Origin of the sequence: Mitsuaria sp. BK037 (assembly GCF_014193045.1) — a bacterium.
GTDB lineage: Bacteria > Pseudomonadota > Gammaproteobacteria > Burkholderiales > Burkholderiaceae_C > Roseateles.
This window is the reverse complement of record NZ_JACHYS010000001.1, coordinates 2,877,513-2,888,691: the sequence shown is the minus strand read 5'-3', so window position 1 is coordinate 2,888,691 and position 11,179 is coordinate 2,877,513. Positions and strand designations below refer to the sequence as shown.

General features: G+C 67.9%; 6 protein-coding genes and 1 rRNA gene. 5 read left to right on the top strand and 2 right to left on the bottom strand.

Translation table 11 applies throughout. From position 1 onward, the window contains the following. From rrf to FHT37_RS12085, 4 genes are all read left to right on the top strand, one after another. A 5S ribosomal RNA gene (rrf, locus tag FHT37_RS12100) occupies window positions 1–103 on the top strand; the annotation flags it as partial. Between the two features lie 202 nt (window positions 104–305). Beyond that, window positions 306–6,062, top strand: coding sequence for an MG2 domain-containing protein (locus tag FHT37_RS12095; protein WP_183481080.1), 5,757 nt, complete (start codon window positions 306–308; stop codon window positions 6,060–6,062). Further along, window positions 6,059–8,287, top strand: a complete 2,229-nt coding sequence (pbpC, locus tag FHT37_RS12090) for a penicillin-binding protein 1C (protein ID WP_255489546.1) — start codon at window positions 6,059–6,061, stop codon at window positions 8,285–8,287. Before FHT37_RS12095 ends, pbpC begins: the two co-directional genes overlap by 4 nt. 126 nt (window positions 8,288–8,413) lie before the next feature. Next, the gene (locus FHT37_RS12085; RefSeq protein WP_091734163.1) at window positions 8,414–8,719 is read left to right on the top strand and encodes a hypothetical protein; all 306 of its coding nucleotides are present in this window, start codon (window positions 8,414–8,416) and stop codon (window positions 8,717–8,719) included. Window positions 8,720–8,784: 65 nt separating this feature from the next. Here the strand turns inward: FHT37_RS12085 and FHT37_RS12080 are convergent, their stop codons facing one another. Further along, window positions 8,785–9,360: a GNAT family N-acetyltransferase gene (locus FHT37_RS12080; protein WP_183481076.1), complete on the bottom strand. Its 576-nt coding sequence runs from the start codon at window positions 9,358–9,360 to the stop codon at window positions 8,785–8,787. A 185-nt stretch (window positions 9,361–9,545) separates the two neighbouring features. Between FHT37_RS12080 and FHT37_RS12075 the strand changes: the two genes are divergently transcribed. Next, window positions 9,546–10,211, top strand: coding sequence for an SET domain-containing protein (locus FHT37_RS12075; RefSeq protein ID WP_254783604.1), 666 nt, complete (start codon window positions 9,546–9,548; stop codon window positions 10,209–10,211). Between the two features lie 146 nt (window positions 10,212–10,357). Here the strand turns inward: FHT37_RS12075 and FHT37_RS12070 are convergent, their stop codons facing one another. Beyond that, window positions 10,358–11,107, bottom strand: a complete 750-nt coding sequence (locus tag FHT37_RS12070) for a UPF0149 family protein (RefSeq protein ID WP_091734157.1) — start codon at window positions 11,105–11,107, stop codon at window positions 10,358–10,360. Window positions 11,108–11,179: the final 72 nt, after the last annotated feature.

The following is an 11,179-nucleotide window of genomic DNA, read 5'->3' as shown; positions in this document are numbered from 1 at the left end:
ATAGCGAGTCGGTCCCACCCCTTCCCATCCCGAACAGGACCGTGAAACGACTCAGCGCCGATGATAGTGCGGATTCCCGTGTGAAAGTAGGTCATTGTCAGGCTAATATCCCGCAAACCCCTCGATTGGAAACAGTCGAGGGGTTTTGCATTTGGGATGCCGCTCTCCGGCATCTCTCCGATCGTCAATGATGCGCTGAACACCCGGCCGACTTTCGGGGGATGCGATGGCCCCTTTTGTGGGGCTGTGTTTTCAGTCTTGCGCGAAATAGACTGCTTGCTCGTCCGGGATTCCGAGGAGCGAGTGTGTATCGAGCACGAAAGACAGCGAGCTTTTTGCAGCTGGCGCTACTGGCATTGTTTTCGATCGGCGCGTCCTGTAACGCGGCCGAAATTGCGTCCGTTTCTCCTCAAGGAGAAATCGCTACGGTTCAGAACGTTGTCGTTCGTTTCAAGGCTGAGGTCGCACGTATCGGAGATCCCCGATTGCCTAGTCCTGTCGAGCTGCGGTGCGACGGCATCGACGTCGCCGGCACAGGTCGATGGACTAACGAGCGCGAGTGGATCTTCGACTTCTCCCGTCCATTGGCCGCCGGCGCGAAGTGCGTTGTCACCGCGCGCGCCGATTTCCGCCCCACCGCGCGCGGAGCGACACCGGGCTGGTCCGGCGCTCAACAGTTCATGTTCCAGCTGAGCGCGCCAACCGTGCGACAGGTGAGGCCATGGGAAGGCGGGCGCATCGAGGAGGATCAGCGTTTCCTGCTCCAACTGTCCGGAACGCCGCGCTTGGACACGGTCGCGCCCAACATGTGGTGCGAATCGAAGGCACTTGGTGAGCGCATTCCCGTGGAGCTGCGGCCGAATGCGGAGCGCGATGCAGCCCTTCGAACCGTCGGGCAGCGGCATACCGACAGCGAGATCTGGATTCTTGTTGCATGCAAACGACCGCTGCCAGCAGGCGCGGATGCCAGTCTCGTTTGGGGGCCCGGGATTACTGGCGCATCCAACGCGGCGGTACGTACACGTGGGGAGCGGCGGTTGCACTTCTCCGTGCGTCCTCCCCTGACGGCGGACTTCTCTTGTGAACGTGAGCGCGCGAATGCGCCGTGCCTACCGGTGCGTCCCCTGTCGGTGTCCTTCTCTGAGCCGATCGTCAGAGAGCAAGCGCTCAAGGTGAGGCTGAAGGGCCCAGGCGGTGTCAGCCTGTCGCCGGTTCTGCCGACAGATCAGGATCAGGATTCGACGAACGCGTTGTCCTCGTTGCGCTTTCCTGCGCCACTGGCCGAACAGCAGGACTATGTCCTGGAGCTCCCTCCTGGCATCAAGGACGAGAGTGGCCGAACGCTCTCGAACGCTGCGAGTTTTCCGATGAAGATCCGGACCGCCGCCGCGCCTCCCTTGGCCAAGTTCGCGGCGGCACCTTTTGGCATCGTGGAGTGGGAATTCAAGGGCCCCAGCCTCGTGCCCCTGAGCATGCGGCACGTGCAAGCGGATCTGCAACCGCGTTCTGGCGGACATCTACGCATCAAGCGCATCAGCGACGACGTTGACATCCTTCGTTGGTACGGTCGGCTGCACAAGCAGAACGAATGGGAAGACCGCAAGTCCGAATGGTTGAAGGGCGCGGCGGATCTGCAGTCGATGACGGTACCGCCACCGAATCCGGACAAGGCGATCGACGTGATCGGCATTCCGCTGTCGCAACCGGGCTATCACGTGCTCGAGCTGAAGTCGCCGAAGCTCGGACAATCGCTGCTCGACCCCGTTCAGCCGATGTTCGTCCGGACCGGAACCCTGGTCACCAATCTCGGTCTGCACTTCAAGCTGGGAAAAGACGATAGCCTCGTCTGGGTGACCTCGCTCGATGGAGGTCGTCCGGTCGAATCGGCGCAGGTGTCGGTGTATGACTGTCGGGGCAAGTCCCTGTGGACGGGGCGGACCGACGCGCGAGGACTTGCAAGCATCGATCGCCCCAACCTCGATGCGGATCGAGGGCGTGGCGAGTGCATTGCCGAGTCGGGGCTCTTCATCACGGCGCGGCTTGATCAGCCTGGTAAGCCGCAGGACATGGCCTTCATGTTCAGCGGTTGGAGTCGTGGCATCGAGCCGTGGCGTTTCAACGTGCCCGTCGCCTGGGGTTCTGAACGCGCCGCACGGGCGCATACGGTGACCGATCGGCCTCTCCTGCGGGCCGGTGAGACGGTCTCAATGAAGCATTTCTTCCGTCTGGAGACGGTCCAGGGTCTCTCCGACCCTTCTGCGGATCAACTGCCAAACAGGCTGAGGATCCAGTTCGAAGGGACGGGCGAGGATGTCGCCTCGCTGGACCTGCGCTGGGAGGGGGCACGCTACGCCGTGAGTTCCTGGAAGGTCCCCGCGGACGCGAAGCTGGGACGCTATCGCTTCGTGATGGAGCGCAGCGGCGAAACGTCGGGACCGCGGAGTTGGGACAGCGGCGGCGTGAAGGTGGAAGAGTTCCGCGTGCCGCTGGTCGATGCGCGACTGATTCCACCGAAGTCTCCTGCCCCCGGTGCGCAGGAGCAATCCTGGGCGGCGCAATTGAACTTCATGGCCGGTGGTCCGATGGCCAAGGCGGCGACCGAGGTGAGTGCGCTGTTGCAAGCTCGATGGGCCCAGTTTCCAGGATTCGAGGACTTCGTGTTCGATCCTCCCTCCGCGCAGGGGCCGGACAGCGGGAGCGAAAGCGACCCGGGTGATGACGAAGCTCCAGGCGGTCCGGCCGGCACGAGCCGGTTGCTGCTCGACAAGCTCGCCTTGCAGACCGACGCGAAAGGCGGGATCCAGTTCAAGGTGCCGCTGAAGGGCACCGTGGACCGGCCATCCGAGCTGCGCGTGGAGCTGAACTACCGGGATCCCGATGGCCAGACGCACACGCGTGCGGCTTCGCAAGTCGTGTGGCCGGCGAACGTGGTCGTGGGCCTGCGCGCACCGAGCTGGGTCGCCAACGGACAGCCCTTGCAGATCCAGGCGGTGGCGCTGGACACGAACGGCAAGCCGCTCGCCAATCAGAAGATCAGCGTGGGCGCGCGTCAGATCCAGACGCTGAGCACGCGCAAGCGTCTGGTGGGAGGCTTCTACGCCTACGAGCATCAGCGCCAGCTGAAGGACCTGGGAGAGCTCTGCAACGGCAAGACCGACGCCATGGGACTGATGCGCTGCGAAATCAAGCTGAACCAGGGCGGTCAGGTCGAACTGCTCGGTTCGGCGGCGGACGAGGGTGGCCGCACTGCGCGCGCCGCTCGCTCGTTGTGGGTGACGCGAGCCGGTGAACTGTGGTTCGCCCAGGACAACGACGACCGCATCGACGTGATCCCGGAACGCCGTCGCTATGAGCCGGGCGAGACGGCCCGCTTCCAGGTGCGCATGCCTTACCGGGAGGCGACCGCGCTGATCACCGTTGAACGCGAAGGGGTGCTCCACAGCGAGGTGCGGCGGCTCTCCGGGCGTGATCCCTGGCTGGATTTGAAGATCGACCGCAATTGGACGCCGAACGCCTACGTCGGCGTGATGGTCCTTCGGGGGCGTTTGCGTGACGTGCCCTGGTATTCGTTCTTCTCCTGGGGATGGCGCGAGCCGGTCAACTGGTGGCGTGAGTGGCGGGCCTCCGGCGATTACCAGCCGCCGACGGCCATGGTCGACCTGTCCAAACCCTCCTTCAAGTTCGGCATGGCGGCCATCGAGATCGGGCAGGCCAAGCATCGCCTGCAGGTCGAGGTGGTGCCTCAGCAACCCCAGTATGGGGTTCGCCAGAGTGCCCAGGTGAAGCTTCGGGTCACGCAGGATGGCAAGCCGGTCCCCGACGCGCAGATCGCTTTCGCGGCGGTCGACGAAGGCCTGCTGGCCTTGGCACCGAACCCGAGCTGGAAGCTGCTGGAAGGCATGATCCAGAGCCGCGCCTGGGGGGTGACGACAGCGACCGCGCACAGCGAGATCATCGGTCGGCGCCATTACGGGCGGAAAGCGGTGGCGGCCGGTGGTGGAGGCGGCTTCGCCACGCGGGAACTCTTCGACACGCTGTTGGCCTGGCAGCCGGTGGTCAAGCTGAACGCGCAGGGCGAAGCCCTCGTCCAGGTGACGCTGAACGACTCGCTGACGCGCTTTCGGCTGGTTGCCGTCGCGGACGCGCCCGGGCAGCGTTTTGGCACGGGGGAGGGCAGCATCAACGTGAGCCAGGACCTCCAACTGCTCTCCGGCCTGCCGCCGCTCGTGCGCGAAGGCGATCGCGTCCAGGCCATGGTCACGGTGCGCAACGCGACGCAGCGCGCAATGGACTTGCGCGTGAGTCTCAAGGGTCAGGCGAGCCTGGAGGCCGGGGAGCAACCGGTGCCGACGGAAGCACGCCTCGTGAAGTTGGCGGCGGGCGCTGCGCAGGAAGTAGGTTGGGACATCGTGATCCCCGAAGGCGCGCAGCGCATTGTCTGGGAAGCGCAAGCCGAGGAACAGGGCGGCGCGCGAGCCAAGGACGCCATGCGGACGACGCAAGCCGTCCAGGCGGCGGTGCCCTTGCGGGTGCTCCAGGCGACACTGCGTCAACTCGATGGTCCGCTCAGCCTTCCCGTCGCCGCTCCGGCCGACGCCTTGCCGGCGCAGGGCGTCAAACGTGGCGGACTGCAGATCGGGCTTCAGCCTCGGCTGTCGAGCGCGCTGCCCGGCGTCAGGCGCTACTTCGAGCAATACCCGTTCACCTGCCTTGAGCAGCAGAGTTCGCGATTCATCGCCTTGCACGACGACGCCGCATGGGCGGGGCTGATGGGACAGCTGTCCAGCTACCAGGACAGCGATGGGCTCTTTGCCTACTTCCCGCTGTCGCGCCATCTCACCCAGGGGAGCGACGTCCTGACGGCCCATCTGCTGGCCGCCGCGCAGGAGTCGGGGCGCGCCCTGCCTACGACGCAGCTCACCAAGGCCCTCGACGGCCTGGCCGCCTTCGTGGAGGGGCGCATCGAACGTCGGCATTGGTCGCCTCGGCCCGACGAGGAACCGCGGCGCATTGCCGCCCTGGCCGCGCTGGCGCGCCACGACAAGGCGACGGTGCGGCAGCTGGGGACGGTGGACGGCCGCAACCTGCCGAACTGGCCCACCAGCGCCGTCATCGATTGGTTGGTGCTGCATCAGAGGATGGCCTCGGCGCCGGACCGCGCTGCCCAGATCGCTGCGGCGCAGAACCAGTTGCGAAGCCGCTTGAGCTTCGCGGGAACCACGTTGCGTTTCGTCAACGAAGAGGGTGATGCCTGGTGGCTGATGGGCAGCGGTGACGCCACGGCGGCGCGCGCGATCCTCGCGCTGGTCGACGATCCGGCATGGAAGGAGGACCTGCCGCGGCTGGTCGTCGGCGCGCTCGCTCGTCAGGAACGAGGGGCCTGGTTCAATACGACCGCGAACCTCTGGGGGGCCCTCGCATTGGAAAAATTCTCCGCTCGCTTCGAATCGCAGGCGGTGAAGGGGCGAACCGAGGCCAAGCTCGCCACCGCTTCCGCGACGCTGGACTGGACAGGCAAGCCCGGTGGCGGCGAACTGCGTCTGCCCTGGCCCGCTTCGGGCGAGGCCACCTTGTCGGTCCAGCAGTCGGGCGAGGGCAAGCCCTGGGCCACGATCCAGGCCTTGTCGGCCGTTCCCTTGAAAGCGCCGCTGAACTCGGGATACACCGTGAAGCGGACCGTCACGGCGGTGTCTCAGAAGGCGGCGCCGCGTTGGTCGCGTGGCGACGTGATGCGAGTGCGGCTCGAGGTCGAGGCGGCGGCCGACATGTCCTGGGTGGTGTTGAGCGATCCGTTGCCGACCGGCGCCGCCGTTCTCGAGGGCACGATCGACAGCCAGGGAGAACGCGCCGAGGGTGAGGCCTGGCCCGATTTCATCGAGCGCAGCTTCAGCGCGTGGCGAGCCTACTTCGGCTATCTGCCGCGCGGTCGACATGTGCTGACCTACACGGTGCGCCTGAACAATGCCGGGCACTTCCAGATGCCGACCACACGCGCCGAAGCGATGTACTCGCCCGACCGGTTCGGCGAGCTGCCCAACGCCACCTTGGAGGTGGCGCCTTGAAGGGGGCCGGCGACTGCTTGCGCGCCCGCTTTGCACGAGCGGCGAAGCGGGGCGCTGTGTTTGTCGCCGGCTTGGTGGGGCTGTTGGGGGGCGCCTGCGCCCAGACGCTGCCCACCTTCGCGCAGACGCGCGCCTCGCATCCGGTGTCGGACTTCCAGTTGCTGGACCGACGCGGCGAGGTCCTGCAGACGGTCCGCTTGGATCCGAAACGTCGCGTCCTCGCCTGGGTGACGGTCGAGCACATGTCGCCGTCGCTGTTGCGGGCCATGCTGTTGTCCGAGGATCAGCGCTTTTACGAGCACAGCGGCGTCGACTGGTCGGCAGTCGCCTCCAGCGCCTGGGCGAACCTATGGAACACGCGTACGCGTGGGGCCTCGACGGTGACGATGCAACTCGCGGGTCTGCTCGACGAGGATCTGGCGCGCCGGGGGGGCCGCAGTTTCCGGCAGAAGCTGGGGCAGGCGTGGGTGGCCAGTCGCCTGGAGACCCAGTGGACCAAGGCGCAGATCCTCGAGGCTTATCTGAACCGCGTGCCCTTGCGCGGCGAACTGGTCGGGGTGCCGGCCGCCGCGCAAGCGCTTTTCGGCAAGCGGGCGAGCGGACTTGACGCGCGAGAGTCAGCGATGCTCGCCGCGATGCTGCGGGGGCCGAATTCGCCGGTGGAGACGATCAGCGCGCGGGCTTGCGGCGTGCTGCAGGCGATGCGTCAGAGCTGCGATGGCCTCGTGGACGAAGTGGGGGCGGTCCTGCGTCGCAAGGTGCTGACGGTGGCCGACGCACCGCAGTGGGCGCCGCATTTCGCCCGCCTCGCGCTCCAGCCGGGCGGACCCGCGGCGCAGCGCAGCACGCTGGACGCCACCTGGCAGCGGGTCGCCGTCCAGTCGCTGCGGCGGCATCTGGCGGAACTGTCCGGTCGACAGGTCGAGGATGGCGCGGTCCTCGTGCTCGACAACGCCAGCGGCGAAGTCCGGGTCTGGGTCGGCTCCAGCGGCAGCCAGTTGTCGGAGTCGGCGCAGGTGGATCATGTGCTGGCCCGGCGGCAGCCCGGCTCGACGCTCAAGCCCTTCCTCTATGAACTGGCGATCGAGCGCCGCCTGATCACGGCGGCGAGCCTGCTGGACGACTCACCGGCCCAGATCGCGACGGCGGCTGGACTCTATCTGCCGCAGAACTACGACAAGCAGTACCGCGGCTGGGTCAGCGCGCGGGCTTCGCTGGGCAGCAGCGTCAACATCCCGGCGGTGCGGCTGTCGCTGATGCTCACGCCGGAGGCGGTTTTCGAACGTCTCAATGCCCTCGGGCTGCGCTTGCCTGAGACGGGCGGCTTTTACGGTCCCTCGCTGGCCTTAGGCAGCGCGGATGTCACCTTGCTGGGGCTGACCAACGCCTACCGAGCGCTGGCCAACGGCGGCAGGTATGCCGACGCGGCGCTGCCGGGCGGGCAGCGGGCGGCGGGCGGCAAGCGCGCATCGTCCCGTCAGGTCGCGGACCCCAAGGCCAGCTTCATCGTCGGCGACGTGCTGGCGGACAACAACGCGCGGGCGCTCACCTTCGGCCTGTCCAGCGCGCTGGCCTTGCCGTTCCCGGCGTCGGTCAAGACGGGTACCAGCAAGGACATGCGGGACAACTGGTGCGTCGGCTGGACCAGCCGCTACACCGTGGGCGTGTGGGTCGGCAACTCCAGCGGGGAGGCGATGCAGCAGGTTTCCGGTGTGAGCGGCGCCGCGCCGGTCTGGCGCGAGGTGATGCTGGCCTTGCACGCGGGACGGTTGCCCGAGTCGGTCGATCCCCCCCGCGGGGTGGTCGCTCGGCAGACGCGATTCGACAGCGCGCAGGAGCCGCCGCGACGGGAGTGGTTCATCGCCGGGACCGAACAGGCGGTGATCCAGCCCGCCGGCACGGCCGTCGCGCTCAGCAATCCCGCCGACGGAGCAATCTACGCCCTGGATCCGGACATCCCGCCAGCGGCGCAGCGACTTCGTTTCACCCATGACGGGCGGCTCGAACGCGGCGCGACGGCCAGATGGCGCCTCGATGGTCGCGTCATCGGCCAAGGGGCAACGCTGGACTGGCTGCCGATGCCGGGACGTCATGAACTCGCGCTGCTGGACAACCGCGGGCATGTGCTGCAGCAGGTCCGGTTCGAGGTGCGCGGTGCGGGGCTGCGAGCACCCACGCGCCGCGGGGCGCCGCAGGCCGGGGCCGGCGCCTCCTCGCCGGGGTGAACCCATCCCGCCTGACCGCAAGTCAGCCGCTCCAGGGCGCAATTCGTCGCCAGCCTCTGGCGGCGAGGGGGCTGACTTTCGATACTCCACCATCGACGCCAAGATCCAGATTCGCGCGGGGAGACCATGCAGAGCCGACAACGACAAGCGCAGACCGCCCACCGGCATCCTCTGGCCCTGCTGGGGGCCGCCCTGCTGGGCGTTGCCTTGCTTCTGCCCGCCGCTCCAGCGCAGGCCAGCGAGGTCGTCAAGCTGGCTCGCCTGCTGATCACCGGCAAGCGGCAGCCCAGCCGTCCGCCAGCCCCCCAGCCTGCGGTTCCCGACCGCAGCACCGACAGCTCCTCCCAACCGCAAGGCCGCGCCTCCGACGGTGACTTGCATGCGCAAACCCAGCGGCGCAGCGCCGAAGGCGCGCTCGTCTCGATGGACTGATCACACGGGGAGCGCGCCCGGAGCCGGCCCCGGGCAAGCGGCGCCGCATGGCGCCGCGCCTGACTTCACTCCGGCGAGCGTTCGATCACCGGCGGCCGCGGATGCAGGCGCGCCATCGTGAACGCATCGACGTAGCGTCCCTCGCGAAGCGCGAAACCGCGTAGACGCCCCTCGTGCTCGAAGCCGAAGCGCTCGTACAACCGGATCGCCCGCAGGTTGTCGACGAAGACGGTCAACTCGATGCGCTGCAAGCCCAGCCAGTCGTCCGCGTGACGCACCAGCGCGTCCATCAGCGCCGAGCCGACGCCGAGGCCGTGCGCTTCCGGATGCACGCCGATGCCGAGCATCATCGCGTGACGACGGCGGGCCTGCGGACCGACCGGATGCAAGCCGGCGGACCCCACCAGGCGGTCGCCATCGAAGGCCAGCAGCACCAGTTCGCCGCTGCTGGTGTCGGGCGCCTTGCCGAATCGCTCCTGCCACTGCAGTTCCGAGGGGTAAGGCGTCTGCAGCAACCAGGGTTGCACGCCGGCATGGCCCATCAGCTCGGCATGGGCGCGAGCGTCCTCGACGCGCGGGCGCCTCAGCGTCAGGCCGTCGGCGATCCTGAGGTCGCGGGGGGAAGGGGGCGGGGTCTGCATCGGGGTCTCCTGGTGGGGTGAAGGACCGAGGGCGGAAAGCGACAAGGCCCGCGGGTAACGCGGGCCTTGTCGGGGGGAGTCGGGGATCCTGGGGGTGGACGTCGAGGTCCGGATCCGTGGGGAGGGTCTACCGCGATCGACGCTGCCCCGGCTGGCGTGCGCACAGGTGCGCATGCATCAGGCACATGCAGCACGGCTGGACGACGAAGACGGTGCGGTTCGCGAGGGACATGCGGGCCAGTATCTTGGACGTGCGTCGCGGCCGTCAACCGCGAACTTCCGGCGGCGCCCGGCGGCGAGTGGCAACGGCGCGACAATGCGCCTTTCCCGATTCTCCGCGGCCAGGACCGCGCCTCGTCTTCATGCCTCGACTGAGTTCCGTCGCTCCCGTCCCCGCCGCTGCCGTTGCCACCGAGGCACCGGCGCGTCGCAAGGGCGAGCCGCAGCCGGCCGAGCGCTTTGCGCTCACCGTGGACAAGAGCCCGATCGATGGCCTGGGCGTGTTCGCCGCCGAGCCGATCCCGGCGCGACTCAAGATCGGCGAGATGCGCGGCGAAATCGTGCCGGTGCGCGAGGCCCGCCGGCGCATCGAGGGTCGACGCCGCATCCACGTCGTCGAGGTGACCGACAAGACGGCGATCGACGCAACGAAGTCCGACTGCGCGCTGCGCCACGTCAATCACAGCTGTGCGCCCAACGCGGTGCTGCGCATCCGGCAGGGACGGGCCGAGTTCTACGCGATCCGCGACATCGCGCCCGGCGAGGAGATCTGCGCCGATTACGGCGAGAGCCATCACGAGGGGCGATTGCGTTGCCGCTGCGGCGCGCCGAATTGCAAGGGCCGGCTCTGACGCTGAAGGCGCGCCGGGCCCTGGGAAGGACGAACCGCGCGGGCAGGCCGAGGTCGAACCAGGCCGTCGAGGCCCCTCCGCCGGCACCATGAACAACGCCGGCGCGAGGCCGGCGTTCGGTGGTCGGTGTGATGTCCGTGTGAGGCTCAGTGCGTCGAGTCGTCGCCCGCCAGGCCGGAGATCGCATCCTTCAGCACCCGTTGCTGCATCCAGAACAGGCGCAGGTCCTGCACGGTGAAGAGCATGTCGTCGATCAGCGCGTTCTGGTCGATGCCGTCCGGTTCTTCATAGGCCTTCTCGATGTAGGCCGCGCGCGGCGTCGAGTCCGCCGCCAGCGTCACCGCCTCGACCGCCTCCAGCATCAGCCGCAGGTCGTCGGCGCCGTCGCCGTCGGGCAGCGTCCAGGCGTGCGTGTCCTCGACCGCCTGCAGGAAGCCCTGGGCCCACATCGCGCCGGGCGCGGGCATGCGCTCCAGCAGTTCGGCGGTGATCGCGCCTTGCGCGACCAACTCGGCCTTGGTTTCCTCATCGAATTCGGAAATCAGCGGCGTCAGGTGCATCTGCTCCGGCGCCTCCAGCAGCGGCTGCGGCTCGAGGCTGTCGCCGATCTCGTTCCAACGCACGTGCAGCGCTTCCATGAACGCGTCGGTCAGGTCCTCCTCGTCCAGGCCGGCGGGCCAGTCCTCGCCGAACAGCGCGTCCATCGCCTGGATCGGCGCGGCGTCCGAAGGGCCGACGCGCAGCGCGGTCAGGTAGCCATCCAGCGTATCCAGCGTGATCGCCGGGGCATCCGGATCAGCCTGGCCGGCCAGCACGGCCAGCAGCTCGCCGAGGCGCTGCGCGTTCTCGACGTCAATCGAGTCGCCGAACTCGTCGGCCATCGGGGTGTCAGTCATTGCTACTCCAGTTGCATGAAACGACAAGGGCCCGACCGGGGCCCTTGAAGAAGAGGGTTCGTCAGCGCGCCG

Excerpts from the sequence above, each read along its gene's own strand:
- FHT37_RS12075 (WP_254783604.1), top strand. The coding sequence starts at position 9,546 with ATGCAGCACGGCTGGACGACGAAGACGGTGCGGTTCGCGAGGGACATG.
- FHT37_RS12070 (WP_091734157.1), bottom strand. The coding sequence starts at position 11,107 with ATGACTGACACCCCGATGGCCGACGAGTTCGGCGACTCGATTGACGTC.
- FHT37_RS12085 (WP_091734163.1), top strand. The coding sequence starts at position 8,414 with ATGCAGAGCCGACAACGACAAGCGCAGACCGCCCACCGGCATCCTCTG.
- FHT37_RS12080 (WP_183481076.1), bottom strand. The coding sequence starts at position 9,360 with ATGCAGACCCCGCCCCCTTCCCCCCGCGACCTCAGGATCGCCGACGGC.